We start from the raw sequence: 25,557 nt of genomic DNA, 5'->3' as shown, positions 1-25,557 counted from the left end.
CTCTTTCCGCGCGTTCCGCTTCGCTACGCGCTCCCCCGGCGGGCGTAGGAGCTGTTGCGTTGTCCTATGCTGAAGCCTTCATCGACCACCGGCCAGCGGCAGCGAAAAGCGGCGCAGGATGTATCCCTGACTTCCCCGGGCTGGAGGTTTCCCCAAGGGCCGGGCGTTTCCGTCCCTGACTGCCGCAAGGGATCGCCAACCTTCCCCCGCCGGCGGCAGGAGGTCTGCGCCTGCGCAGACCGACCCGCCGAAGCGTTTTTTCTCTTTGGACCGTGCACGGCCCGTTTCTCTTTTGGCAAGACCAAAAGAGAAATGGGGGGTGCATTGGGACAAGCCGGCAACCCGGCGGAATTCCGCGTCCAATGGGACGCACCCCCCGCACCGGGCCCCGCCGGGCCCATTTTGCATCAATCCATCGATTGGAGGAATCGATCGTGCCATACAACATTTCCTTTATCTCCCTTGGCTGCGCCAAGAACCAGGTGAACTGCGAGCAGATGATGGCCTCCGTCCAGGCCGCCGGCCACACCATCCAGGCCCAGCCCGAGGGGGCCGACGTGGTGGTGGTGAACACCTGCGGCTTCCTGCAGTCCGCCTGCGAGGAGGCCATCGACAACATCCTGGAGATGGCGGAGCTGAAGCGCTCCGGCCAGGTGAAAAAGATCCTCGTCACCGGCTGCATGACCCAGCGGTACAAGCAGGATGTGCTGAACGAGCTGCCGGAGGTGGACGGCATCCTGGGCACCGGCAGCTACGGCGACATCTGCGATGCCATCGACGAGGTGATGGCAGGCGGCCTGCGGCCCTGCCACCTGGGCAACATCCACACCGCCCCCCAGGACGGGGAGCGCATCCTGTCCACGCCCCCCTGGTACGCCTACCTCCGCATCGCCGAGGGGTGCGACAACCACTGCGCCTACTGCGTGATCCCCTCCCTCCGGGGCAAATACCGCAGCCGCCCCATGGAGGGCCTGCTGGAAGAGGCCCGGGAGCTGGCGTCCGCCGGGGTGAAGGAGCTGCTGGTCATCGCCCAGGACATCACCCGGTACGGCACGGACCTGAACGGCGAGCACCAGCTCTCGGCCCTCCTGCGGGAGCTGTGCAGGCTGGACTTCCACTGGATCCGGCTCCACTACCTGTACCCGGACGAGATCACGGAGGACCTGATCGACACCATCGCCCGGGAGCCCAAGATCGTCAAGTACCTGGACATCCCCATCCAGCACTGCAACGACGGCATTTTGAAGGCCATGAACCGCCGGGACACCAAGGCGGAGCTGCTGGACCTGCTGGCCAAGCTCCGGGCCCGCATCCCCGGCCTGGTGCTGCGGACCAGCCTCATCACCGGCCTGCCCGGCGAGGGCGAGGCGGAGCTGGAGGAACTGTGTGTCTTTCTCCGGGAGACAAAGATCGAGCGGGCCGGGGTGTTCCCCTTCTCCCCGGAGGAGGGGACGAGGGCGGCCCGGATGGACCACGTGGACATGGAGGAGGCCCGCCGCCGGGCGGAGCTGGTGGTGGACGTCCAGTCCGACATTATCGACGGCTACAACGCCTCCCTCCTGGGCACGGAGCGGGAGGTCCTGTGCGAGGGCTTCGACGGCCAGGCCCAGATGTGCTTCGGCCGCAGCTACGCCGAGTCCCCGGACATCGACGGCCGCATCTGGTTTGAGGCGGACCGGGACGTGGAGCCGGGCACCTTCGTGACCGTCCGGCTCACCGGCGTCATGGACGGCGAGCTGACCGGTGAGCTGGTAGAGGGGTGAGTGACCATGAATTTGCCCAATAAATTGACGCTTCTGCGCATTATATTGATCCCGATCTTCATGGTGGTGCTGTACTGGGGCTTTCCCGGCGCCACGTACGCGGCCCTGGCCATCTTCATCATCGCCAGCCTGACGGACCTGCTGGACGGCAAGATCGCCCGGAAGTACAACCTGGTGACGGACTTCGGCAAGTTCGCCGACCCCCTGGCGGACAAGATGCTGGTGACTGCCGCCATGCTGTGGTTCGTGGAGATCGGGCAGATGCCCGCCTGGATGCTGCTGATCGTCATCTGCCGGGAGTTCGCCGTCAGCGGCCTGCGGATGATCGCCAGCGACAAGGGCCGGGTCATCGCCGCCGGGTGGTCCGGCAAGGTGAAGACCGCCTCCACCATGGTGTGCGTGGTGCTGATGTTCCTGCCCATTCCACCGGTGGTGAACACCCTCTGCGTGTGGGTCATCACGCTGACGACCCTGTACTCCGGCGTGGAGTACTTCGTGAAGAACAAGGACGTCATCGCCTCGGCATAAAAAACAGGACCGCCCCCGGCGCAGACGCGCCGGGGGCGGCTTTTTATGCAGGTTCAGCGGCGGTGCCGCGGGCGGTCCAGCCGCCGCCAGAGGGCCAGCAGGGCCAGGCCCCCCAGCCACACCGCCAGCACGTCCCGCGGGTCCCCCACGGACCGGGGCAGGTAGAGGGGGGTCACCACCTCCCAAAACAGGCCGCACCCCAGGAGGAAGAGGGAGACGGGGAAAACCCGCTCCAACGGCCGCCGGCGGGCCAGCAACAGCAGGCCGTTCAGGAAGCACAGCATCAGCCCGCCCGCCAGAAAGTCCGCTCCGTGCCAGGCCGGCAGGCGCCAGCCGGTCAGGGGCACCAGGAGGAAGCGGTTCAGCAGATACAGCCCGGCGATGAAGACGCCGGAGGCGGCGTACCGCCGCAGAAGCGACCGGTCCATCTCAGAAGAACGAGAGGATCAGCAGGGCCACGATGACGGCCAGAACGACCCCGAAAAAGCCGATGCCGCTGTTTCCTTCAGCAGGGGGAGGCAGCGTCATGGCGCTGGGCTTGGCCAGCAGGGCGTCCTCTGCCTCTCCCGCATCCTCCACGATCCGCAGGGGGGAGAACAGATCCCGGCTCAGATGAGCGGCAAGATATTGGGCGGCGCTGTCTGTCAGGTCCCGCCGCAGCAGTACCCCGGTGACAGAGGCCGCCTTCAGGATCGCTTTTGCCTGTTCCAGTGGAATCCCGCAGAAATGCTCCAGCTGCTGGGCGGCTTTTTCATTTTGAAAGTAAATGCTTTCTGAAATAATGGCGTACCGCGGCCCCCGGGGCGGCGTGGTCGGCAAAGTAAAACCACAGGAAGGGCAGATCGACCCCTCCACAGGCCGCCCGCAGCAGGGGCAGGTGTCCGGCGGCTCATAGGCGGGCCCGGTGCTTTGACCCTCTCCCGGCTCCTTGCCCAGCAGCACATAGTCCGCCGACACGCGGAGCTTCTCGCACAGGGCGGCCAGGGTGGCCGCGTCCGGGGAGGTCTGGCCGCTCTCCCAGCGGCTCACCGCCTGCCGGGAGACCCCCAGCAGCTCCCCCAGCTGCTCCTGGGTCAATCCCGCCGCCTTGCGGACGGCGGCGATGCGGTCCTTCAATTCCATGGGCGTCCCCTCCTTCTCTCTGGCCCCATCATACCGAAAAATCCCTCCCCTGACAAGCGACAGGGGAGGGAATCTTGTCAACAGGCGGTTGACAGGGGGGGAAACCGCCCATCAGGAGGCGGGAGGCGCCTCCTCCGGCGGCTCTTGGGGATCGCACCTGCGGACCGTGGCGCTGACGATGCGGAAGCCCTCCACCTGATCCACGTGGACATGGAGCCCGCAGGCCTCCACATCCGGCACCGGGCCGCCCCGGGGGATGGTGTGGAGCTGGCTGAACACCAGCCCGCCCAGGGTGTCGAACTCCCGGTCCTCCGGCAGCTTCACGTCCAGGGCCTCCGCAACCTCCTCGATGTCGGCGCCGCCGCTGACCTTCCAGACGCCGGGGCCGACGGCCTCGATCTCCGCCGGCTCGGCGGGGTCGAACTCGTCGTAGATGCTGCCCACGATCTCCTCCAGCAGGTCCTCCATGGTGATGATGCCGGCGGTGTCGCCGTACTCGTCGATGACCACGGCGATGTGGACCTTCTTGCTCTGCATATCCCGCAGCAGCGTGGCGGCGTTCAGGGTGTCGGGGACGAAGTAGGCGGTCTGCAGCAGCTCCCGCAGGGGGCGGGGGTGGTCCCCGGCCCGGTCCAGCAGGAACACCCGGGCGTTGAGGATGCCCAGCACGTGGTTCAGGTCCCCGTCGTACACCGGGTAGCGGGAGAGGCCGGTCTTCCGGATGGCCTGGAGGATCTCGCCGTCCTCCGCCGTCGCCGGGAAGGCGGTCACGTCCCCGGCGTGGGTCATCAGGTCCCGGGCCATGGACTCGCCGAACTCGAACACGTTGTCGATCCACTCGCCCTCTTCCCGCTCAATGGTGCCCCGGGCCTGGCCCAGGTCCACCATCATGCGGATCTCCTCCTCGGTGACGGACTCCTCCTCCGGCTGGGTGGAGAGGCGCAGCAGCTTCAAAAGCCCGTTGGTGGAGGCGGACAGCAGCCACACCGCCGGCCGCGCCGCGGCGGCCACGGCCATGACCACCCCGCAGGAGAGCTTTGCCACCTGCAGGGGCTTCTGCATGGCGATGCGCTTGGGGGTCAGCTCTCCCAGCACCAGGGTGAAGTAGGACAGGATCAGCGTGATGACGATGACCGACAGGGTGTTCAGGGTGCCCCGGGACAGGGACTGGAAGCCCAGGTCCGTGTAGACCCAGTCCACCAGGTATCCGGCGAAGCTGTCCGCCGCGAAGGCGCTGGAGAGGAATCCCGCCAGGGTGATGGCGATCTGGATGGTGGAGAGGAAGCCGGCGGGCTCCTCCACCAGCTTTAAGAGCTTGGGGGCGGCCTTGTCCCCCTCCTCCGCCAGCATGCGGAGCCTGCCGGGGGTCAGGGAGATGACGGCGATCTCCGTCATGGCGAAAAAGGCGTTGATGAGGATCAGGATGACCTGCAGAAGCAGCTGTTGGGGAATACTGTCCAAGGGTGTTCTCTCCTTTAGAAAAATTGAAGATCAGAAAAGCCGAAGATCAGGGGCGCGCGGCGGGCCGAAGCCGCCCCGGACGGCCCCAGGCGCGCAAAAAGACACAGCCTCCCGCCCGGCGGGGCGGCAGACCATGTCTGTACGCTGTCTGGATCCAGTTGTGGCGGTTTCCGTCGCCGCTGTCAGATTCGTCCATAAAAACGGATGAGGGTCCTTTCTGCGGATTCTGCGTATACTAATCATACGGATGGAGGGCGCCGCTGTCAAGACGGCGGGCCGTTCAGCGTCCGTTCAGATTTTTCCGGCACGGCGGCGGAAAGTTCCATCTTGACACCACTCCCAAATCCTGCTAAGATACAAAGCGTAAGTCAATAGCGTGTTGATCGGGAAGAGTAACAGCACATCCAAAGGACAGAGAGGGCGCGTCACCGGCTGCAAGCGCGCCTACGGCGGGGGCTGTGAACGTGCGCCCGGGAGCGCGGGGGATGCAGAAGCCCTCCGCCTGGCCAGCGTCAACGGGCCTCCTTGAGTGATAAAAGAGAGTGGAACCGCGATTCGTCGCCTCTCGTACTTTTGGTACGGGGGGCGCTTTTCATTGCCTCCCGCGCCGCACAAGGAGTCATTGGATATGGCAAAACGAGTGACCCGACTGGGCGGCCTGCTGGCCGCCTACCAGCGCCGCGACCCCGCGGCCCGCAGCAAGCTGGAGATCTTTCTCCTGTACCCCGGCGTCCACGCCGTGCTGTACCACCGGGCGGCCAACTGGCTGTACCGGCACCGGCGGTTCTTCCTGGCCCGGTGCGTCTCCCAGTGGAGCCGGTTCTGGACCGGCATCGAGATCCACCCCGGTGCGCAGATCGGCCGCCGGCTGGTGATCGACCACGGCTCCGGCATCGTCATCGGCGAGACGGCGGAGATCGGGGACGACTGCCTGCTCTACCAGGGGGTGACCCTGGGGGGCACGGGGAAGGACCAGGGCAAGCGCCACCCCACCCTGGGGAACAATGTGATGGTGGGGTCAGGGGCCAAGGTGCTGGGACCCCTCACCGTGGGGGACAACGCCCGGATCGCGGCGGGCGCCGTGGTGCTGCGGGCGGTGCCGGCCAACAGCACCGCCGTGGGCGTGCCCGCCCGGATCGCCCGGATGTCCGGCCGGCCGGTGTACTACGCCGACGACGTGGACCAGATCCACGTGGCGGACCCCCTGCTGGAGGAGATCGACGCCCTGAGCCGCCGGCTGGAGGCGCTGGAGCGCCAGCTGCGTGAAACGAATCATCGAACAGAAAGGACTGCCTGAAATGTATCTGTACAATTCGGCGACACACAAAAAAGAGGAATTCAAGACCCACACCCCCGGCCACGTGGAGATGTACACCTGCGGCCCCACGGTGTATCACTACGCCCACATCGGCAACCTGCGCAGCTATATCATGGAGGACGTGCTGGAGAAGTACCTCCGCTGGGCGGGGTACGACGTCCACCGGGTGATGAACATCACCGACGTGGGCCATCTCACCTCCGACGCCGACGAGGGCGAGGACAAGATGGTGAAGGGCGCCAAGCGGGAGCACAAGACTGTGCTGGAGATTGCCAAGTTCTACACCGACGCCTTCTTTGACGACTGCAAAAAGCTGAACATCAAGACCCCCGACGTGGTCCAGCCCGCCACCGGCTGCATCGACGAGTATATCAAGATCGTCTCCAAGCTGATGGACACCGGCTACGCCTACTTCGCCGGCGGCAACGTGTACTTCGACACCAGCAGGCTGGAGCGGTACTACGTCTTCAACGACCACGACGAGGAGGACCTGGCCGTGGGCGTCCGGGAGGGCGTGGAGGAGGACACCAACAAGCGCAACAAGAACGACTTCGTCCTCTGGTTCACCAAATCCAAATTCGAGGATCAGGCCCTGAAGTGGGACTCCCCCTGGGGCGTGGGCTATCCCGGCTGGCACATCGAGTGCTCCGGCATCTCCATGAAGTACAACGGGGAGTACCTGGACCTCCACTGCGGCGGCATCGACAACGCCTTCCCCCACCACACCAACGAGATCGCACAGAGCGAGAGCTACCTGGGCCACCCCTGGTGCCCCCAGTGGTTCCATGTCCACCACCTGAACACCAGCGACGGCAAGATGAGCAAGTCCAAGGGCGAGTTCCTGACGGTCTCCCTGCTGGAGCAGAAGGGCTACGACCCCCTGGCCTACCGGTACTTCTGCCTCCAGAGCCACTACCGCAAGGCGCTGGTCTTCACCTGGGAGAACCTGGACAACGCGGCGGCGGCCTACACCAAGCTGATCGGCCGCATCGCGGCCCTGGACCCGGAGGACGGGGCGGTGGATGAGGCCGCCATGAAGCCCTACCGGGAGAAGTTCGGCCAGCAGATGGGCAACGACCTGAACACCTCCATGGGCGTGACGGCCCTGTTCGACGTGCTGAAGGCCAAGACCAACGACGCCACCAAGCTGGCCCTCATCGGGGACTTTGACAGCGTGCTGTCCCTGGGCCTGCTGGAGAAGGCGGCGGCCAAGCGGGCCGAGGCGGCCCAGGCCAAGACCACCACCGCCGAGGGCGGCTACACCGTCACCGGCGAGGGCGACCCGGCCATCGACGCGCTGGTCATGCAGCGGTACGAGGCCAAGAAGGCCAAGAACTTCGCCGAGGCGGACCGGATCCGGGACGAATTGAAGGCCCAGGGCATCGAGATCATCGACACCAAGGGCGGCGCCAGCTGGAAGAGAGTGTAAAACAAGGAAGCGGCTATCTGTATCTTACAGATAGCCGCTTCCTGTTCTCTTAGGAGGGATCAGTTCCGCCGTTATCTTTCTCTTTCACGAAAAGTGAGATCAGATTCAGAATCCCAAGGATCAGACACCAGGCGGACCATATTTTCAGATCGGAAAAGGAACCCGCATTGGGGAAGCCGATGAGCGCTGCCAGGAAAAAGAGAATGACGGCGGCGATCGAACCCCCTTTTCCGGAGGCTTTTCTGGTGACGACTTCAACGATGCCGCCGGCAAGCATCAAAAGCGCCAGCATCAAGCCGGCGAAGCCGCTGCTCTCTCCGGTCTCTCCCAGCGTATTGGAAATTCCCGCGGCACAGGACTGAAACAGGACCAAGAATGTGAAGACCATGCACAGGATGCCGGTGACAAGTTTTGCTGTTTTCATTGGTTTACTCTCTCCTTTTATATGAAAGATACTGCGTAATTGCTGAGGAGTCCTCCTTCCTGACAGGTGTTTCACCACACCGGCCCCGGGGGCTGGCGCCCCCGGGCGGCGGGCGAAAAACAAAAACGCCGCGCAGGGTTACCCCTACACGGCGTAAGAAGAGACTTCTTATGCAACACAGGCATGAACCAACAACGACAAAAGCCGCCCTTTACAAAAAGGCCGGATTGTCGTATCATAATTCATGCGGTGCGGCCGGATGGCCGTTGTGTAGGTGCGCTACCACCTGCATAGGTTTCCAGGTGTTGGCGCACCTGGAAACTGCCGCATTTTTGTTTTTCATGTCGATGATATCACGATTGGGCATGGCTTGCAAGCATTTTTCCAAACTTGTCCGGCGGGACGGCGTTGGCCGCCCCGCTTTCCTCTTGACAAAAAACGACAGATTGCGTACTATATAAAAGCTAACAGACAATATCCTGGCCTTTTGGGCCGTGAGAGGACGGAACGCCATGGAGCTGACCCGGGCGGTGGGAGAGAACATCAAGCGCATCCGCAAGAGCAAGAAGCGCAGCATGGAGCGGCTGGCGGCGGAGGCCGGCGTGTCCCGCAGCATGCTGGGCCAGATCGAGCGGGGGGAGGCCAACCCCTCCGTGGCCATCCTGGGCAAGCTGGCCGGGGCGCTGAAGGTCCCGGCGGAGGTGCTGCTGGAGAACGACGACTTCGAGCCGCTGCTGCTCCTGCGGGAGCTGGACAACAAGCCCGCCCGGCTGGACGGGGGCAAGGCGCTGCTGCGGCCCTCCCTGCCCTATGACGACGTGCTGCGGCAGGAGACGTTCTTCCTGGACCTGTACATCAGCGCCCGGTACGAGCCGGAGCCCATGGTGCCCGGCTGCGTGTGCCTGGCCACCAGCATCTCCGGCACGGTGCTGCTCCATGCGGAGGGGCAGGACTTCCAGCTGCTGGAGCGGGACGCCCTGCGGTTTGCGGCGGACCAGCCCTTCTGGCTGGAAAACCAGTTCAACACCACGGCCCGGCTGCTGCTGACGTACCGCTATCTGAAATAAGGGGGAACTGTTTTATGCACATTCGGACCGCCACACCGGCGGACGCGGCCGCCCTGGCGGCGGTGGAGGCCGCCTGCTTCCCGCCGGCGGAGGCCGCCACGGCGGCGGAGATCGCTGACCGGCTGGCCCACTACGCAGGCCACTTCTGGCTGCTGGAGGAGGACGACGGCACGGTGGTGAGCTTTGTGGACGGCATGGTCACCGACGAGCCCAAGCTCCGGGACGAGATGTACGAAAACGCCGCCCTCCACAACGAAGACGGCGCCTGGCAGATGATCTTCGGTGTCAACACCCTGCCGGCCTACCGCCGCCACGGCTGTGCCGGGCAGGTGCTGGAGCGGGTCATCGCCGACGCCAAAGCTCAGGGGCGGAAGGGCTGCGTCCTCACCTGCAAGGACAAGCTGGTCCACTACTACGAAAGATTCGGCTTTGTGAACGAGGGGGTCTCCCAGTCCACCCACGGCGGCGTGGTGTGGTACGACATGCGGCTTACCTTCTGAGCAAGCGAAAAGAAGCCCGCCGGCTTTTCAGCCGGCGGGCTTGTCTGCTGCTTGGGGAAAACTCAGTCACCCATGGGGGCGCCGCACTGGGGGCAGAACTTGCTGTCGGAGGCAGCGCCGCAGATGGGGCAGATCTTCTGGGCGGGGGCGTCAGCGGCCGCCTCAGGCTCGGCGTCGTCCTTGCGGGGCTTGCTGGCCTCCAGCTCGGCGATCTTGGCCTTGGAGGCGTTCACGGCCTCCACCAGGTCCCGGACCGCGTCGGGGATCTCCCCCTCGTACTCGCTGACGAACCACTCGCCGATGGTGCGGTAGTTCTTGTCGATCTCCCGCTGCTCGCCGGCGATGGCCATGGAGATGCGGGTCAGCTCGGCGGCGTCCTTGGCCTTGTCCGCCGCAACGGCGGCCACGTCCTTGGCCTTGTCGGCGGCCACATAGGCCAGATCCTTTGTCTTTTTGGTCAGATCCTCAAAAAAAGCCATATCGAATAAACTCCTTTCATCTGCGGGCGTCCTGCCCCGCTGGTCTTTTCATTTCCATTTCACGTCCCCAACTTGGCTTCAGTATAGCGCACTTTCCGCGGGAACGCAACTGATTCCGGATTTGTTTACACATCGTTTTCAATCCACCGCAGGCTCCGGTCCACCGCCCGCCGCCACTGGCGGTACTGGGCTTCGCAGTCGCCCTCCGGCCGCTGGGGGAGGAACACGTGCTGGCTGCGGCGCAGGCCCGCCACCTCGTCCAGATCCGTCCAGACCCCGGCGGCAAGGCCCGCCAGAGCCGCGGCGCCGAAGGCGGTGGTCTCCACCTGGGCGGGCCGGTCCACGGGAAGGCGCAGCAGGTCTGCCTGGGTCTGCATCATGATGTCGCTGACCGAGGCGCCGCCGTCCACCCGCAATGTGGTGATGGGGCAGGGGGCGTCATCGTTCATGGCCCGCACCAGGTCCGCCACCTGCAGGGCGATGGCGTCCAGCACCGCCCGGGCGATGTGGGCCCGGGTGGTGCCCCGGGTCAGGCCCACGATGGTGCCCCGGGCGTACATGTCCCAGTAGGGGGCGCCCAGACCGGTGAAGGCGGGCACCACATAGACGCCGCCGCTGTCCGGCACGCTCTCCGCCAGGCGGTCGCACTCCGGGGCGGAGGAGATGAGCCCCAGCTCGTCCCGCAGCCACTGGATGGTGCTGCCGGCGTTGAACACGCTGCCCTCCAGGGCGTAGGTGGTCCGGCCGTTCAGGGACCAGGCCACGGAGGTCACCAGCCCCGACCGGGAGGCCACCGGCGCGCCGCCCACGTTCATCAACGTGAAGCAGCCGGTGCCGTAGGTGTTCTTGGCCTGGCCCGGGGCGAAGCAGGCCTGGCCGAACAAGGCCGCCGGCTGGTCCCCGGCGCTGCCGCAGATGGGGATGCCCGCCAGATCCTCCAGCCCCGGGATGCCGGGGGCCACACGGCCGTAGAGATGGCAGCTGGGCAGGGGCTCCGGCAGCAGGGACACCGGGATGTCCAGGGCGGCGCACAGGTCGGCGTCCCACCGGAGGTCATGGATGTTGAACAGCATGGTCCGGGAGGCGTTGGAGTAGTCCGTCACGTGGGCCGCCCCGCCGGTGAGGTTCCAGATGAGCCAGCTGTCCACCGTGCCGGCGCACAGCTCCCCCCGCTCCGCCCGCTGCCGGGCACCGGGGACGTGGTCCAGCAGCCACCGGATCTTGGTGCCGGAGAAGTAGGCGTCGATGAGCAGGCCCGTCCGCTCCGTGACCAATGGCCCCAGGCCCTGCTCCTTCAGTTCGTCGCAGATGGGGGCGGTGCGGCGGCACTGCCAGACGATGGCGTTGTGGACCGGCTGCCCGGTGGCCCGGTCCCAGAGGATGGTGGTCTCCCGCTGGTTGGTGATGCCGATGGCGGCGATCTGCTTGGGGTCGATGTGGGCGGCGCCCACGGCCTCCGCCAGGGCCCGCTTCTCCGTGGCCCAGATGTCCAGCGGGTCGTGCTCCACCCAGCCGGGCTGGGGGTAGATCTGGCGGAAGGGGTGCTGGGCCCGGGAGACGATCTCCCCCGCCTGGTTGAACAGGATGGCCCGGGAACTGGTGGTGCCCTGGTCCAGGGCGACGACGTATGGACGCATCGATCATGACCTCCTCTGGCATTTGGGGCGGACGTGTGGTATCATCAAGCCGTAAAGCAGGCATCCTATGCCCGATGGCAAACAGTATAGCACAGAGAGGAAGGTTTTTCCATGGTACAAAACGAATTTGTCTTTCCCTCCGCGGACGGAAAGACCGGCATCCACGCGGTGGACTGGGTGCCGGAGACGGCGCCCCGGGGGGTGCTGCTGATCTCCCACGGGGTGTCGGAGCACATTCTGCGCTACGGGCCCCTGGCATCGTACCTGACGGAGCGGGGCTTTGCCGTGGCGGGCCACGACCACCTGGGCCACGGCACCTCCGTGGCGGCGGGGGCGCCCCGGCTGTACTTCGGGCCGAAGGGCAGCTGGAGCTGGGTGGTGCAGGACCTGTACGCCCGGCGGGAGCTGGCGGGGCGGCGGTATCCCGGCCTGCCGGTGTTCCTGCTGGGCCACTCCATGGGCTCCTTCCTGGCCCGGACGTACCTGATCCGCTATCCCGGCACCGTGGCGGGGGCCATTCTCATGGGCACCGGCCAGATGCCCCCGGCGGTGGTGGCGGCGGCCCGGGCCCTGGCCGCCAAAGAGGTCCGGAAGGTGGGGGACGCCCGCCCCAGCCCCCTGGTGAACAGGCTGGCCTTCGAGGCCTACAACCGGAAGTTCGCCCCCAACCGCACCGCCTACGACTGGCTCTCCGTCCGCACGGAGAACGTGGACGATTACCTGGCGGACCCCCTCTGCGGCGGGGACCCCACCATCGGGCTCTTCCGGGAGATGCTGGGGGGCATCGCCTATATCGAAAAGCGGGAGAACCTGAAGCGGATGAACCGGAACACCCCCGTCCTGTTCCTCTCCGGGCAGGACGACCCGGTGGGGGACATGGGGAAGGGCGTCCGCCGGGCGTACCGCAGCTTCCGTCGTGCCGGCGTCCGGGACGTGGAGATGAAGCTGTACCCCGGGGCGCGGCACGAGATCCTGAACGAGGCGTGCGGGGAGACGGTCTGCGCCGACGTGTGCCGCTGGCTGGAGTCCCATCTGCCGAAGGGCTGAACAGGATAGGAGACCGATACCAGAGAAGGGCATGGGCCATCGCCCATGCCCTTTCCGCCCTATGCCCGGCCCAGCGCCCGCAGGGACAGGATGCCCGGGTCCCCGGCCCGGCGCAGCAGCCGGAGGGACACCACCGCGTCGGCGGTGAACACCAGCAGCACGGCGTACGTCACCGCCGGCGGAATGGCCGCCAGCACCGGCCCCAGCGCACGCTGGACCGGCGGCAGCGCCGCCCCCGTCAGCACCCCCCAGGCCAGGGAGAAGGGCAGGCAGACCCGGCCCTGAAAATTGCCCGGCAGGCGGCTGTAGTCCCAGAACCGCACCCCCAGCAGCCGGTCGTACAGGAGATGCACCCCGTACTCCACCGCCGTGGCGGTGAGGCCGCCCCACAGGGCCAGGGACCAGAACCCGTCCGTCAGGGCCGGGGGCAGGGCCAGCACCGCCAGGGCCCCCAGCCCGTACACCGGGCACAGGGGCAGCAGCAGAAAGCCCTTTCCGGGCGGCTGGGCCGCCCGGGTTGCGGCGGCGTAGCCCCGCTCCAGCAGATAGCCGAAAAAGCTGTAGGTCCAGAACGTCCAGAGCAGCAGAGACAATCCGCTCCCCCTCCTTTCCTGAGACCAGTTTGTCCGGCGGCGGGGCGATCATACCACGTTGCGGGGCGGAAGATTTTGTGGTATGATGAAATGACACAAGGCGGAAGGGGGAGAGACCCATGGCGGATACCTGGGAGGCGCTGGAGCGGGACTGCGGGGCGTGCCGTGCCTGTGCCCTGGCGGAGACGAGGACGAACGTGGTGTTCGGCGACGGGGCCAGGGACGCGGAGATCCTGCTGGTGGGGGAGGGCCCCGGCCAGCACGAGGACGAGCAGGGCGTCCCCTTCGTGGGCCCGGCGGGGAAGCTGCTGGACGACATGCTGGAGATCATCGGCCTGGACCGGACCAAGGTGTACGTGGCCAACATCGTCAAGTGCCGCCCGCCGAAAAACCGGGACCCCCTGAACGTGGAGCAGGACGCCTGCATCGGCTGGCTCCGGCGGCAGACGGCGCTGCTGCGGCCCAGGATCATCATCTGCCTGGGGCGGATCGCCGCCAAGGCCATCATCCGGGAGGACTTCAAGATCACCGAACAGCACGGCCAGTGGTTTGAGCGCCGCGGCGTCCAGCTGACCGCCATCTACCACCCCTCCGCCCTGCTGCGGGACGAGGGCAAGCGGCCGGAGACCTTTGTGGACCTGAAGGCCATCCAGGCCAAGGTCCGGGAGGTCTGCACCCACACGGACTGCTGAGCGGCGGGACAAAGGCCCCGCCGCTTCTCTCTGTCCCTATTGTTAACCATTTTGAAAATATAGGTTGACAATCGTGAAAAAGCCTGCTATACTGCCGGTAAATCGAAGGGGAGGGATCGCTTTGCCGGAGACATCTGTGACAGCAAGACCCAGGTGGCGGACCGTGGACCTGGCCTACACGGCCCTGTTCACCGTGCTGCTGGCGGTGTGCGCCTGGATCACCGTGCCCCTGACGGTGCCCTTCACCCTGCAGACCTTCGGCGTGTTCGCGGCCCTGGGGGTCCTGGGAGGCCGGCGGGGGACGTATGCCGTGGCGGCGTATCTGCTGCTGGGCCTGGCGGGCCTGCCGGTGTTCTCCGGCTTCCGGGGGGGGCCCGGGGTGCTGCTGGGCACCACCGGGGGGTACATCCTGGGCTTTCTGGTCTCGGCGCTGCTGTACTGGGCCGTCACCGCCCGCTTCGGCAGCCGGCCCGGGGTGATGGCGGCGGCCATGGCGCTGGGGCTTGTGGTGTGCTACGGCTTCGGCACCGCCTGGTTCCTGGCGGCCTACGCCCGGACCACGGGTCCCGTGGGGCTGTGGACGGCCCTGGGGCTGTGCGTGTTTCCTTTTATCGTGCCGGACCTGGCCAAGCTCGCCCTGGCCCTGGCCCTCTCCCGCCGGCTGGCCCGGTATCTGAAGTGAGAAACCCCCACGGCACAGCCGTGGGGGTCTTTTTGCGCAGATGTCACCGCAGCAGCCGCTTCCGCTCCCGCCAGTCGGGCAGGGTCCGCTCCAGCAGGGCGTAGAAGTCCGGGCCGTGGTTCTTCACCCGGATGTGGCACAGCTCGTGGACCACCACCAGGTCCACCGCCGCCTCCGGGGCGTTTGCCAGAAAGCAGGAGAAGCACAGGCTGTTCCTCCCGCTGCAGCTGCCGTACCGGGTCCGGGCGGCGGTGATCTTCACCCCGGTGGGAGAAAGGCCCATTTGTTCGCTCCAGAAGGCCACCTTCGGCAGCAGCATCTGCCGGGCCTTTGCCTTCAGATCGGCCAGCTCTTCTTTCGTGGGAGCCGGGGGCGCCAGAGCGGCCCGGCGGCGCTGCTCCGCCAGGTGCCGGGCGATCCAGGCCGCGTGCTTTGCCACGAAGTCGTCGATGCGCTCCCGGGACAGGCGGCGGGGGGCCCGCACCACCACCCGGCAGTCCTTTGTGATCTCCAGGGCCAGGGTCTTCCGGCCGGAGCGGATGAGTTCATACGGTTCCATGGGGACAGGATAGCACACTTCGGCGGACAAGGCAAGGGGGCGCTCCCCGCCGCCGGAGCGGCCGCTGCCCACAGAGGGCGGCCGCTCCGGCGAGGTGTTGTCTTATCTTATCTTTTCTTATCTTGTCTTGTCTTATCTTGTCTTGTCTTATATCGCACGATCGTGCACGATCGTCACGACGGTGCACGATCGTGGCAGATTTGCACGCCGGCGTGCAACGTTTCCCAGATGGGAGGGGATTCACAGAGGGGTGTTTACGGCCAGGGGGTGAAGACGTTGGTCCCGTCCTCCACGGTGACCACGTAGAGGCCGAAGTCGATCAGATCGATGAGCTGCTGCACCGCCGCCGGGGAGGCGGCATAGTCCTTGACGCTCTCCGGGGCCGTCCAGTCCGCGCCGGCGTCCAGATCATAGGCGGCGATCCAGTCCGGCAGGGCGGCGTCCACTTCTTCCAGGGTCACGGAGCGGGTGACGGCGGTGCCGTCCGGGGCGGCGTAGGTCCACTGCACCTGCCCCAGGTTGCCGATCAGCGCCAGCAGGGCAGGGGCGACGGCGTACATGCGGTCGTCAATGGACTTCCCGGCGCCCAGAATGTGGGCGGTGACATCGTCGAAGTGGATGGTCAGGCCGTAGGGCTCTGCGGAAGTCTGGAGGCTGATGGTGTAGTCGACGATAGGGGGTCCGTACCAGGTGTCCACCGCCGCCAGGACCCTCCCCACGGCGGAGTTGTTGCCTACATAGGGGGTCTGGGCCTGGTACAGCGCCCAGGCGTCGGCGAGGATCATCGTATCGTCCTGCCAGATCATCCGGCCCTCGCCGGCCTCCCCCAGCCAGACCTCCGTCACGCCCTCCAGGGGCACCTCCACGGTGCCGGTGCCGTCCCGGAACAGGGGGGACACCAGCACGCTCCGGGCGGTGATGGAGACCACGCCATCCTGGTTTTCCGCTGTCCAGCTGTGGAAGGCATTGCCGGAGCCGTAGGAACTGATCTGCACCTGGAGCACGTCGTCCGATTCCTGGGAGGATACCGCCACCCCGTCGGGATCCAGGGGCTCGCCGATGACAAAGATCTTGGCGGCAAAGCCCAGCAGCAGCACCAGCACTGTGCACAGAATGGCCGCCGCCACCCGCCTCCGGCTCCGCCGCCGGACGGCTTTCAGGTAGTCCACCTCCCGGGCGGTCTCCGCTGTCTCCTCCGGGGACGGGCCCTCCTCCGCCCCCATGGCGGCCCGCTTGGCGGCGCAGGCGGGGCAGGAGGCCAGGTGGGCCTCCACCGCCGCGGTGGTCTCCTCAGAAGTCAGCCCCTCCACATAGGCGGGCAGCAGGTCCTCCACAACGGCGCAGGGCAGTTCAGGAATGTTCTTCATGGCTCTCGTCTCCTTTCCGCAGGGTCTCCTTGCCCCGGTAAAACGTCACCCGGGCCCAGGTCTCCGTCCGTCCCAGCACGTCGCCGATCTCCCGGAAGCTGAGCCCCCCGAAGGCCCGGAGATACACCACCTCCCGGGTGTTGGGAGGCAGGCTGTGGATCCTGCGCAGCAGGTCCAGATGGCCCTGCCGGGCCAGGGTGTCCTCCTCGGCGGAGGGAACCGGCAGGCCGTCCTCCGGCAGGGGCTCCTCGGGCCTCCGCCTGCGCAGGTGCTGGTACCACAGGTGCTTGGCGATCTGGCACAGCCAGACGGACACCTTGCAGTCCCCCTTAAACCGGTCAATGGACCGGACGGCCTGGCAGAAGGTCTCCTGGGTCAGCTCCTCCGCCAGGTCGGCGTCATGGCACTGGGAGAGGAGAAATTTATAGACGGTCCTGGCATGGGCCTGGTAGATCTGTTCCATATCGTCCATGGGGATTCTCCCTCCTCTCTGTCAGATATGTCCGCTTGGCGGGGGATTCGTTACACGGATTTGGAAAAATTCGCACCCGGTAAATACCGTAGGGGCGGCAATCTGCCGCCCGGGGATATGGGCCGCCGAACGGCGGCCACGGAAGTGGCTGCTCCCGCAGGGGGCATTGTCCAGCGGGATGCACCCCCCATTTCTCTTTTGTCTTGCCAAAAGAGAAACGGGCCGTGCACGGTCCAAAGAGAAAAACGCTGGGCGCACTCCGGTGCAGTGGCCCTCCGTGCGCACGGGGGTCGGCGTATCGGTGCCTGCTCCGATTTGGGCCTGCCTTCGGGCACGCTATACTCTCCCGCAACTTTTGGAACTGCCGTCCCGTGGCGGATGGTGCCGACCTCGTCGGGGTGCAAGGACGCATTTGACCAGCTTCTCTTTCCGCGCGTTCCGCTTCGCTACGCGCTGCCCGGGCGGGCGTAGAAGTCGTTGCGTTGGCCCATGCTGCAACTCTCATCAACCACCGGCCAGCGGCAGCGAAAAGCGGCGCAGGATGTATCCCTGACTTCCCCGGGCCGGAGGTTTCCCCAAGGGCTGGGCGTTTCCGTCCCTGACTTCTACACGGGACAGCCAACCATCCCCCGCCGGCGGCAGGAGGTCTGCGCCTGCGCAGACCGACCCGCCGAGGCGTTTTTTCTCTTGGACCGTCCACGGCCCGTTCTCTTTTTGCCGCCGTGCAAAAAGAGAATGGGGGGTGGAATGGACCAGCCATCCTCATGGCTGAATCCCCCGGGCGGCAGATTGCCGCCCCTGCGGCGTCTCCGGAAGAAAGCCCCACTCTGGGGGCGGGGAGAGAAAAAGAGACGGCCGGCCTTCCGGCCAGCCGCCTCGCGGTCTGCAGTTACGCCAAAAATCCCTTCAGGATCCGGTCCTCCGCCTCCTCCTCGGTGAGGCCCAGGGTCTCCAGCTTCAACAGCTGGTCCCCGGCGATCTTGCCGATGGCGGCCTCGTGGATCAGCTGGGCCTCGGTGTCGTTGGCGGCGATCTCCGGCACGGAGCTGATCTTGGCCTGTCCCATGATGATGGAGTCGCACTGGACGTGGCCGAAGCACCTGGCGTTGCCCACCACGCAGGGCCGGAACACCTGGGAGGACTGGTCCTGGGCCACGGACCGGGAGATCACCCGGCCCTTGGCGTCCTCGCCGTTGAGCTCGATGACCATGTCGCTGTCCGCGGTCTGTGTGCCGTGGGTCAGCAGCCGCTCGGTGACGACGGCCTCCGCCCCCTTGCCGCAGACGATCTTGGTGTAGCGCTTGGTGGAGTCCACGCCCTTGATCTGCACCGTGTCCATCTGGATGGAGGCGCCCTCCTCCAGGTACACGATGGTCTGGGGGTTCATGATCTTCTCGCCCCTGCCGTCCCCCTCGGCGTAGTGTTTCTCCGAGTAGTGGACGTGGGAGTTTTTGCCCACGTGGAAGGTGTGGACGCCGTCGTGGCGGGAGGTCTGGTCGCCGCAGTTGTGGATGCCGCAGCCGGCCACGATCTCCACATCGCAGTCCTCGCCGATATAGAAGTCGTTGTAGACGGTCTCCTCCACGCCGGACTTGGTGATGATGACGGGGATGTGGCAGGTCTCGCCCTTCGTCCCGTCCAGGATATGGATGTCGATGCCGGCGTGGCCGTCGGTCCGGTCGTCGATCTTGATGTGCTCCGTGGACTCCCGGCCGTCACAGCCGCAGTCCTTGCGGATGTTGAAGGCCCCCACGGGCTTGCCGATCAGGTCCGCGATCTTCTCCAGCAGCTCCCGATCCACCTGTGTCTCCATCATACGGCAGCACCTTCTTTCGTCAGGACCGGGCACCCGCCCAGGGTGTCCGCCAGGATCTGGGGCAGGATCTCCGCCGGGCTGCCCCGGTGGCGCAGCTCCCCGTCGCCCACCACGATGACCTCGTCCGCCAGGGAGATGATCCGCTCCTGGTGGGAGATGATGATCATGGTGGCGGTGCCGGCGGCGTGGATCTGCTCAAAGGTCTCCGTCAGCCGGGCGAAGCTCCACAGGTCGATGCCCGCCTCCGGCTCGTCGAAGATCATCAGCTGGCTGCTGCGGGCCAGGATGGTGGCGATCTCGATGCGCTTCACCTCGCCGCCGGAGAGGGAGGCGTCCACCTCCCGGTCCAGGTAGTCGTTGGCGCACAGGCCCACCTTCGTCAGGTACTGGCAGCACCGGTCCTTGGACAGCTTCTCGTCCCCGGAGGCGATGGTCAGCAGGCTGCGGACCGTCAGCCCCTTGAACCGGGGGGGCTGCTGGAAGCCGTAGCTGATGCCCAGGCGGGCCCGCTCCGTGATGCCCAGGTCCGTGATGTCCCGGCCGTTCCAGATGATCTGGCCGCCGGTGGGCTTCACCAGGCCCATGATGATCTTGGCCAGGGTGGTCTTGCCGCCGCCGTTGGGGCCGGTGAACACCACCAGACGGTGGTCGTCGATGGTCAGGGAGATGTCGTTCAGGATCCCCAGCTCACTGTCGCCCTCCCGGACGGCGTAGCTGATATGGTTCAATTCCAGCATGAAATCGGAACCTCCTTTGCTGGTACATATACTCACAGTTTTCCTATTTTAGCAGAAAAAGTGAGAAAAAGCAATGAAAAAGGGAACTCTTTTCCAAGGTTATTTTAACCCCGTGGCGAAATCCATACATGTGACATCTGCAACAGTACCCATCTTTTCCCGCCCTGCATACACTGGGGAGAAAAGGAGGGACCTGGATGGAACAGACCATACATAGCCCGGAGACCTACGACTTCCGGAAGTACGACCAGATCTGGCAGCGGGTGGCCCCCAACCTGGAGCCCTACCCCGACCTGCGGGAGCCGGCGGTGCCGGCTGTGCCGCCCCTGCCCTCCGGCGGGACCGCCTCCGGGGCGCCGGCCGTTCCGGCCGCGGAGACCCTGCCCGGCGCGGAGCAGGACCCCTGCTGCATGGGCACCGCCGCCCGGGAGGAGCTGGAGGTGCTGGAGGGGTTCATCGAGGCGGAGCTGGCGGACCGGCGGGTGTATCAGGCCCTTGCCCAGCGGGCGCCGGCCTCCGCCCGGCGGACCCTGCGGGATCTGGCGAACGCCTCCGGCGCGGCGGCGAAGCGGCTGCTGACGGCCTGCTATCTCATCACCGGCGCCTGCTACCGCCCGGCCGTGGCCCGCGGCCGCATCCCCTTTGGGGACTGGTGCTCCACCCTGCGGGAGCGGTACCACGTGGAGGCCTGCAACGGCATGAACTACCTGCGGGCGGGGGAGGAGACCACAGACCCCTGCCTGGGGCGGCTGCTGAAGGAGCTGGGAGAGGCGTCCTACCGCCAGGCGGACCAGCTGATGGCCCTGCTGGAGCGGGCGCTGTGAGGGGGGACCGGGGGAGGCCGCGGGAAAATCTGCGGCTTCCCTCTTTTCCCGGAGCGGAAACTGTGCTATACTGTTTCTTAAATTTTGAGATCCGACAGCAGGGGGAACGCCATGTTTACCGGTTTTACGGACGAGACCGTGGACTTCATGTGGGGCATCCGCTTCAACAACGAGCGGACCTGGTTCGAGGCCCACAAGGACATCTATCTGACCCACTTTTACCAGCCCATGCGGGAGCTGGGGGACGAGCTCTATGACTACCTGGCCGCCAAGCGGCCGGACCTGGGGCTCATCCGCAAGGTGACCCGCATCTACCGGGACGTCCGGCGGCTCCACGGCCGGGGGCCCTACAAGGAGAGTTTGTGGTTCTCCGTCGAGCAGCCGGCGGAGGAGTGGACGGCCCACCCCACCTTCTGGTTCGAGCTGATGCCGGAGGGCTGGACCTGCGGCATGGGCTACTACATGCCCAAGCCCGTCACCATGGCCAAGCTCCGGGCCCGCATCGACCGGGACCCGGACACCATGGAGAAGCTGATGCGCAGGCTGCACCGGCAGAAGGAGCTGGTGCTGGAGACGGAGGACTACAAGCGCCCCAGGGCCCCGGCGCCCTCCAAGCTGCTGGAGCCCTGGTACCGGGCCAGGAGCTTCACCATCTGCCACAATGACCAGCTGACGGACGAGCTGTTCAGCCGGGACATCGTGGACCATCTGAAGCGGGACTTCACCTTCCTGCTGCCCTATTACGACTACTTCGTCACCCTGGACGGCGACCCGGACCCCCGGGACGCCGACGGCTGAGAGTTGAATTTTCACAAAAGGAGAGATTTCAGATGAAAGCATGTCCCGCGAGAGAGCAGGCCCTGGCCCTGCTGCGCAAGTACAATTCCGAGCCCTTCCACATCCAGCACGCCCTGACGGTGGAGGGCGTCATGCGCTGGTACGCAAACGACCTGGGCCACGGGGAGGACGCGGACTTCTGGGCCACGGTGGGCCTGCTCCACGACGTGGATTTTGAGAAGTGGCCGGAGGAGCACTGCAAAAAGGCCCCGGAGCTGCTCTCGGAGATCGGCTGCAGCGAGGAATTCATCCACGCCGTGTGCAGCCACGGGTACGGCCTGTGCTCTGACGTGGAGCCCACGGAGGACATGGAGAAGGTCCTCTTCGCCGCCGACGAGCTGACGGGCCTCATCGGCGCCGCCGCCCTGATGCGCCCCAGCAGGAGCTGCCAGGACATGGAGGTCAGCTCCCTGAAGAAGAAGTTCAAGGACAAGAAGTTCGCCGCCGGCTGCTCCCGGGACGTGATCCGCACCGGGGCCGAGCGGCTGGGCTGGACGCTGGAGGAGCTGATGGACAGGACCCTTCAGGCCCAGCGGAGCTGTGAGGAAAGCGTTGCCGCACAGATGGCGGCGCTGGGCTGAGCGCCGGCCCACGGCAGAAAACAGGAACCGGCATGGCCCTGGAGCCATGCCGGTTTTTTGCGGTCTTGCCGAAACCCGGCGGGGCCCGCTTTACAGGAACAGGGAGACGGCGCACCACACCAGGGCCAGGGCCATCACCGTGTTGGTGACCCTGGCGCAGCGGGAGAACAGCAGCCGGAACAGGGAGCCGAAGGCGGACCACAGCAGGGTGAAGGCGAAGCCGATGAAGGCCAGCAGCACGGCAAAGCCCGCCAGCGGCAGCGTCTGCCCCTGGTAATAGGGGAGGATGTAGGCCTCCATGGACACGATGCCGTAGATGTAGATCTTGGGGTTGATGAACTGCAGCAGCAGCCCGGACCAGAAGCCGTCCCCTCCGGACTGGCCGCCGGAGAGGGGGCCGCTGCGCCAGGTCTTCCAGGCCAGATGCAGCATGTAGGCGGCGCCCAGCACCAGCATGGGGAGCCTGATCCGGGGGATCAGGGCGGACAGGGCGCCGCAGAGGGCCGTGCACAGCAGCATGACCACGGTGAAGCCCGCCCAGATCCCAAAATTGAAGGGCAGGGCCCGGCGAAAGCCCAGCCGCCCGCCGTTGGACATGGACATCAGCGTGTTGGGCCCCGGCGTCACGGCGGTGACCACGGCGTAGGTGAGAAACGAGAACCAGGAGAACATGGGACTTGACCTCCCTTTCCAAAAAGAATACAATATAAGAAAATAAAAGTCCAGGATGCCGGATTTCTTTTATATTATACGTTCAGTCCGATATCTTGTCAACAAGGGATGTGAGAAAGTTGGAGATCAACACGGTGGTGGCGGAGAATGCCAAGCGGCTCCGGGAGGAAAAGCGGCTGACGCTGGACGAGGCCGCCCGGCTGACGGGGGTGTCCCGCAGCATGCTGGCCCAGATCGAGAAGGGGGACGTGAACCCCACCATCTCCATGGTGTGGAAGATCGCCAACGGCTACCGGGTGTCCTTCACCTCCCTGGTGGAGCCGGTCCGGCAGCGGCCGGTGCTGCTGCGGGCGGCGGACGCGCCGGCGCTGGAGGAGGACGGGGGGCGGTACCGGAACTATCCGGTGTTCCCCTTTGACGAGGAGCGGGGGTTCGAGACGTACCGCATCGTGATCCAGCCCGGCGGCAGCCTGGAGGCCCAGCCCCACCTGCCGGGGGCGGAGGAGTATGTGACCGTCTTCGCCGGGGAGGCGGAGATCGGCCTGCCGGAGGAGACGTACCGCCTGGGCACCGGCGACTCCCTGCGCTTCCCGGCGGACCAGCCCCACCGCTACCGGAACCCAGGGCGGGAAGAGGCCCAGCTGAGCATGCTGATCTGGTACAGAGGATAACAGAAGGCCCGGACCATCAGGTCCGGGCCGTGTGCTTTTCAGGAGGCAGAGGACCGGCTCCGCCGTCCCCACCAGAACCCTAAGGAGAACAGCACCGCCAGCAGCACCAGGGAGATGGCGGTGGCGGCCGTGCTGTCTGCCTGCAGCCAGGAATCGCCGGAGAAGGGGAGCACCAGGCAGGCGGCGAAGTGCGTCAGCGGGATGGAAGGCGCCTGTCCCAGCAGAGCCAACAGGGAACTCCGGGCTTCATCGGTGACAAACCAGAACTGCCAGACATACAGGGCGAAGCTCACCAGGCTGGGCCACTGGGTCAGCAGCAGGCAGGCGGGATAGCCTCGTTCCGAGCGGCCGCACCGCCGCCCCAGCCACAGGCAGAACACGATGGCCGCTGGCGCCTGGAGAAGATAGTAGACCACCATGAACAGAAATCCGTTGCCGCCCGTTAACGACATGGACACCAGCCAGTTGCACAGCCAGCCCCAGAGGCCGGGCACTAGGGCCAGTAGCAAGAGCTTCCAGGTCTTCATGCGGGCACGCTCCTTTCCCAAAAGGGCGCTGTTTGCAAGAAACAGCGCCCTCATGGTTCACTCCATGGAGATGATATAGTAGTACACAGGCTGGCCGCCGGCGAGGACCGCCACCTCCGCGCCGGGGCACAGCTCCTCGAACAGGGCGCCGGCCTTCTGGGCGTCCGCCTCGTTCACGTCCTCCCCGAAGTACAGGGAGATGAAGGAGGATTCCCGCCCGGCGGCGTCCTCCGCCAGCTTGTGGAGCAGGGTGTCCAGAGAGCTGTCGGTGCCGAAGAGCTTGCCCTCCTCCAGGGCCAGGTAATCTCCTTCCTTGATGGCGAAGCCGTCAAAGTCGGAGTCCCGGGCGGCGTAGGTGATCTGGGCCGTGGTGACGGAGCTGAGGCAGTCCGTCATGGCGTCGGTGATGGCCTGGGCGTCCGGCGCGTCGAAGTCCACGTTCATCATGGCGGTGATGCCCTGGGGCACGGTCTTGGTGGGGATCACTACCACCTGCTTCTCCGTCAGGCCGGCGCACTGCTGGGCGGCCATGATGATGTTGCCGTTGTTGGGCAGGACGAACACCGTCTCCGCCGGGATCCGGTTGACGCCCTCCAGGATGCTCTCGGTGGAGGGGTTCATGGTCTGCCCGCCGGACACCACGCCGTCGGCCCCCAGGTCCCGGAACACAGCGGCGAGGCCGTCGCCGGCGCAGACCGCCAGGAAGCCGTACTTTTTCTCCGGCGCCGCCACGGCGGGCGTCTCCTCCGCCGGGGCGGACTCCAGCTCCGCCTCCACGGCGTCCAGGTCGTCGGTGCTCTGGACGTGCTTGCCCGCCGCCAGGTCGTCCGCCTGGGTCCGCATGTTCTCGATCTTGGCCAGCTCCAGGGTGCCGTACTTCTGGGCCTCGTTTAGGGCGTTGCCGGGGATGTTGGTGTGGACGTGGACCTTGAAGGCATCGTCGTCCTCGCCGATCACCAGGCTGTCGCCGATGCTGTTGAGGTAGGTCCGCAGGGGCTCCAGGGAGATGTCGGCCATGGCCTTGCGGACGATGAACACCGTGTCGAAGGCGAAGGTGATGTCCTCCGCCGCCATGGCGGCGAAGTCCGCCTTCTCCTCCTTTGGCTCGCCGGCCTCCGTCTCCGGCATGGGCTCGCCCCGGAGCTCCGCCAGCATGCCGTCCAGGATCAGCAGATAGCCCTTGCCGCCGGCGTCCACCACACCGGCCTTTTTCAGCACCGGGTTCATCTCCGTGGTCTGGGCCAGGGTGGCGTAGCCCACCCGGATGGCGTCCTCCAGGACTTTTTCAAGGTCTGTCTCCCCGGCGGCGGCCGTGTCCGCCGCCTGCTTGGCAGCCAGGCGGGAGACGGTGAGCACCGTGCCCTCGGCGGGCTTCATCACCGCCTTGTAGGCGGCGGAGACGCCCTCCTGCATGGCGGCGGCGAAGGCGGCGGCGTCAGCGGTCTCCCGGCCCTTCAGGGCCTTGGACAGGCCCCGGAACAGCAGGGAGAGGATGACGCCGGAGTTGCCCCGGGCCCCCCGCAGCAGGGCGGAGGCGGTGACGGAGGCCGCCTGGTCGATGGTGGCGGGCTCGCTCTTGCGCAGCTCCGTCACGGCGGTGCCGATGGTCATGGACATATTGGTGCCCGTGTCGCCGTCGGGCACGGGGAAGACGTTCAGGTCGTTGATGGCCTGCTTCTGGGCCGTGATGACGGCCGCGCCGTGGAGCACCATCCGCTTGAACAGTGCGCCCGTGATCTGTTCGTTCATCTC

28 protein-coding genes are annotated in these 25,557 nt (G+C 66.1%); 13 read left to right on the top strand and 15 right to left on the bottom strand.

What is annotated here, in order from left to right:
* Positions 1 to 434 precede the first annotated feature (434 nt).
* Positions 435 to 1,763 (top strand): 30S ribosomal protein S12 methylthiotransferase RimO, encoded by a 1,329-nt coding sequence (rimO, locus tag H9X91_RS03530; RefSeq protein WP_338111929.1) that lies wholly within the window; start codon positions 435 to 437, stop codon positions 1,761 to 1,763.
* A gap of 6 nt (positions 1,764 to 1,769) precedes the next feature.
* Positions 1,770 to 2,291, top strand: a complete 522-nt coding sequence (gene pgsA / locus H9X91_RS03525; RefSeq protein WP_204802545.1) for a CDP-diacylglycerol--glycerol-3-phosphate 3-phosphatidyltransferase — start codon at positions 1,770 to 1,772, stop codon at positions 2,289 to 2,291.
* 53 nt (positions 2,292 to 2,344) lie between these two features.
* Here the strand turns inward: pgsA and H9X91_RS03520 are convergent, their stop codons facing one another.
* The 3 genes from H9X91_RS03520 to H9X91_RS03510 form a co-directional block, all read right to left on the bottom strand.
* Complete coding sequence (locus tag H9X91_RS03520; RefSeq protein ID WP_204802542.1) at positions 2,345 to 2,719, bottom strand: hypothetical protein; 375 nt, start codon at positions 2,717 to 2,719, stop codon at positions 2,345 to 2,347.
* Between the two features lies 1 nt (position 2,720).
* Positions 2,721 to 3,413: a helix-turn-helix domain-containing protein gene (locus H9X91_RS03515; protein ID WP_204802540.1), complete on the bottom strand. Its 693-nt coding sequence runs from the start codon at positions 3,411 to 3,413 to the stop codon at positions 2,721 to 2,723.
* Between the two features lie 111 nt (positions 3,414 to 3,524).
* Positions 3,525 to 4,874: a hemolysin family protein gene (locus H9X91_RS03510; protein ID WP_204802538.1), complete on the bottom strand. Its 1,350-nt coding sequence runs from the start codon at positions 4,872 to 4,874 to the stop codon at positions 3,525 to 3,527.
* A 628-nt stretch (positions 4,875 to 5,502) separates the two neighbouring features.
* On the opposite strand from H9X91_RS03510, the gene epsC reads away from it, so the two are divergent.
* Together epsC and cysS are read left to right on the top strand one after the other, a co-directional pair.
* Positions 5,503 to 6,171, top strand: coding sequence for a serine O-acetyltransferase EpsC (epsC, locus tag H9X91_RS03505; RefSeq protein ID WP_204802536.1), 669 nt, complete (start codon positions 5,503 to 5,505; stop codon positions 6,169 to 6,171).
* Position 6,172: 1 nt separating this feature from the next.
* Positions 6,173 to 7,621, top strand: coding sequence for a cysteine--tRNA ligase (gene cysS / locus H9X91_RS03500; protein WP_204802576.1), 1,449 nt, complete (start codon positions 6,173 to 6,175; stop codon positions 7,619 to 7,621).
* A 49-nt stretch (positions 7,622 to 7,670) separates the two neighbouring features.
* Here cysS and H9X91_RS03495 read toward each other — a convergent pair whose 3' ends face one another.
* A complete protein-coding gene (locus H9X91_RS03495) occupies positions 7,671 to 8,045 on the bottom strand; it encodes a hypothetical protein (protein WP_204802534.1) in 375 nt (124 codons plus the stop codon).
* A gap of 512 nt (positions 8,046 to 8,557) precedes the next feature.
* Between H9X91_RS03495 and H9X91_RS03490 the strand changes: the two genes are divergently transcribed.
* Both H9X91_RS03490 and H9X91_RS03485 read left to right on the top strand, forming a co-directional pair.
* Positions 8,558 to 9,112 carry an XRE family transcriptional regulator gene (locus H9X91_RS03490; RefSeq protein WP_204802531.1) on the top strand — a complete coding sequence of 185 codons (555 nt, stop codon included), beginning with the start codon at positions 8,558 to 8,560 and terminating at the stop codon, positions 9,110 to 9,112.
* Between the two features lie 14 nt (positions 9,113 to 9,126).
* Entirely contained in the window at positions 9,127 to 9,612 is a 486-nt protein-coding gene (locus H9X91_RS03485) for a GNAT family N-acetyltransferase (protein WP_204802529.1), read from the top strand.
* Positions 9,613 to 9,674: 62 nt separating this feature from the next.
* On the opposite strand, the gene H9X91_RS03480 is transcribed toward H9X91_RS03485, so the two are convergent.
* Both H9X91_RS03480 and glpK read right to left on the bottom strand, forming a co-directional pair.
* A complete protein-coding gene (locus H9X91_RS03480) occupies positions 9,675 to 10,091 on the bottom strand; it encodes a zinc ribbon domain-containing protein (protein ID WP_204802527.1) in 417 nt (138 codons plus the stop codon).
* Between the two features lie 125 nt (positions 10,092 to 10,216).
* Positions 10,217 to 11,728 carry a glycerol kinase GlpK gene (gene glpK / locus H9X91_RS03475; RefSeq protein WP_204802525.1) on the bottom strand — a complete coding sequence of 504 codons (1,512 nt, stop codon included), beginning with the start codon at positions 11,726 to 11,728 and terminating at the stop codon, positions 10,217 to 10,219.
* A 111-nt stretch (positions 11,729 to 11,839) separates the two neighbouring features.
* Here glpK and H9X91_RS03470 point away from each other — a divergent pair, with 111 nt between their 5' ends.
* A complete protein-coding gene (locus H9X91_RS03470) occupies positions 11,840 to 12,775 on the top strand; it encodes an alpha/beta hydrolase (RefSeq protein ID WP_204802523.1) in 936 nt (311 codons plus the stop codon).
* A gap of 59 nt (positions 12,776 to 12,834) precedes the next feature.
* On the opposite strand, the gene H9X91_RS03465 is transcribed toward H9X91_RS03470, so the two are convergent.
* Entirely contained in the window at positions 12,835 to 13,368 is a 534-nt protein-coding gene (locus H9X91_RS03465) for a putative ABC transporter permease (RefSeq protein WP_204802521.1), read from the bottom strand.
* Positions 13,369 to 13,487: 119 nt separating this feature from the next.
* On the opposite strand from H9X91_RS03465, the gene H9X91_RS03460 reads away from it, so the two are divergent.
* Entirely contained in the window at positions 13,488 to 14,060 is a 573-nt protein-coding gene (locus H9X91_RS03460) for a uracil-DNA glycosylase (protein ID WP_204802519.1), read from the top strand.
* Between the two features lie 121 nt (positions 14,061 to 14,181).
* Positions 14,182 to 14,742 carry a biotin transporter BioY gene (locus H9X91_RS03455; RefSeq protein ID WP_207754318.1) on the top strand — a complete coding sequence of 187 codons (561 nt, stop codon included), beginning with the start codon at positions 14,182 to 14,184 and terminating at the stop codon, positions 14,740 to 14,742.
* 43 nt (positions 14,743 to 14,785) lie between these two features.
* Here the strand turns inward: H9X91_RS03455 and H9X91_RS03450 are convergent, their stop codons facing one another.
* The 5 genes from H9X91_RS03450 to H9X91_RS03430 form a co-directional block, all read right to left on the bottom strand.
* Positions 14,786 to 15,331 carry a M48 family metallopeptidase gene (locus tag H9X91_RS03450; protein ID WP_243414407.1) on the bottom strand — a complete coding sequence of 182 codons (546 nt, stop codon included), beginning with the start codon at positions 15,329 to 15,331 and terminating at the stop codon, positions 14,786 to 14,788.
* A gap of 224 nt (positions 15,332 to 15,555) precedes the next feature.
* Entirely contained in the window at positions 15,556 to 16,668 is a 1,113-nt protein-coding gene (locus tag H9X91_RS03445; protein ID WP_204802517.1) for a DUF4825 domain-containing protein, read from the bottom strand.
* Positions 16,652 to 17,140, bottom strand: a complete 489-nt coding sequence (locus H9X91_RS03440; protein ID WP_204802515.1) for an RNA polymerase sigma factor — start codon at positions 17,138 to 17,140, stop codon at positions 16,652 to 16,654. The genes H9X91_RS03445 and H9X91_RS03440 overlap by 17 nt, the downstream gene beginning before the upstream one ends.
* 889 nt (positions 17,141 to 18,029) lie before the next feature.
* A complete protein-coding gene (locus H9X91_RS03435) occupies positions 18,030 to 18,956 on the bottom strand; it encodes a SufB/SufD family protein (RefSeq protein WP_204802513.1) in 927 nt (308 codons plus the stop codon).
* Positions 18,953 to 19,693, bottom strand: coding sequence for an ABC transporter ATP-binding protein (locus tag H9X91_RS03430; RefSeq protein ID WP_204802511.1), 741 nt, complete (start codon positions 19,691 to 19,693; stop codon positions 18,953 to 18,955). The genes H9X91_RS03435 and H9X91_RS03430 overlap by 4 nt, the downstream gene beginning before the upstream one ends.
* A gap of 197 nt (positions 19,694 to 19,890) precedes the next feature.
* Here H9X91_RS03430 and H9X91_RS03425 point away from each other — a divergent pair, with 197 nt between their 5' ends.
* From H9X91_RS03425 to H9X91_RS03415, 3 genes are all read left to right on the top strand, one after another.
* Complete coding sequence (locus H9X91_RS03425) at positions 19,891 to 20,517, top strand: ferritin-like domain-containing protein (RefSeq protein WP_204802509.1); 627 nt, start codon at positions 19,891 to 19,893, stop codon at positions 20,515 to 20,517.
* 111 nt (positions 20,518 to 20,628) lie between these two features.
* The gene (locus H9X91_RS03420; protein ID WP_204802507.1) at positions 20,629 to 21,315 is read left to right on the top strand and encodes a DUF2461 domain-containing protein; all 687 of its coding nucleotides are present in this window, start codon (positions 20,629 to 20,631) and stop codon (positions 21,313 to 21,315) included.
* 32 nt (positions 21,316 to 21,347) lie between these two features.
* Positions 21,348 to 21,935 (top strand): HD domain-containing protein, encoded by a 588-nt coding sequence (locus tag H9X91_RS03415; RefSeq protein ID WP_204802505.1) that lies wholly within the window; start codon positions 21,348 to 21,350, stop codon positions 21,933 to 21,935.
* Between the two features lie 90 nt (positions 21,936 to 22,025).
* Here H9X91_RS03415 and H9X91_RS03410 read toward each other — a convergent pair whose 3' ends face one another.
* Entirely contained in the window at positions 22,026 to 22,607 is a 582-nt protein-coding gene (locus H9X91_RS03410) for a LysE family transporter (RefSeq protein WP_204802504.1), read from the bottom strand.
* Between the two features lie 119 nt (positions 22,608 to 22,726).
* Between H9X91_RS03410 and H9X91_RS03405 the strand changes: the two genes are divergently transcribed.
* The gene (locus H9X91_RS03405; protein ID WP_243414406.1) at positions 22,727 to 23,278 is read left to right on the top strand and encodes a helix-turn-helix domain-containing protein; all 552 of its coding nucleotides are present in this window, start codon (positions 22,727 to 22,729) and stop codon (positions 23,276 to 23,278) included.
* 38 nt (positions 23,279 to 23,316) lie between these two features.
* Here the strand turns inward: H9X91_RS03405 and H9X91_RS03400 are convergent, their stop codons facing one another.
* Both H9X91_RS03400 and H9X91_RS03395 read right to left on the bottom strand, forming a co-directional pair.
* Positions 23,317 to 23,805: a hypothetical protein gene (locus tag H9X91_RS03400; RefSeq protein WP_204802502.1), complete on the bottom strand. Its 489-nt coding sequence runs from the start codon at positions 23,803 to 23,805 to the stop codon at positions 23,317 to 23,319.
* A gap of 57 nt (positions 23,806 to 23,862) precedes the next feature.
* Positions 23,863 to 25,554, bottom strand: coding sequence for a DAK2 domain-containing protein (locus tag H9X91_RS03395; RefSeq protein WP_204802499.1), 1,692 nt, complete (start codon positions 25,552 to 25,554; stop codon positions 23,863 to 23,865).
* Between the last annotated feature and the right edge of the window lie 3 nt (positions 25,555 to 25,557).

Source organism: Oscillibacter valericigenes (assembly GCF_016902445.1).
Classification (GTDB): domain Bacteria; phylum Bacillota; class Clostridia; order Oscillospirales; family Oscillospiraceae; genus Oscillibacter; species Oscillibacter avistercoris.
Note: the sequence above shows the minus strand (reverse complement) of the source record. Positions and strands in the feature narration are given on the sequence as shown.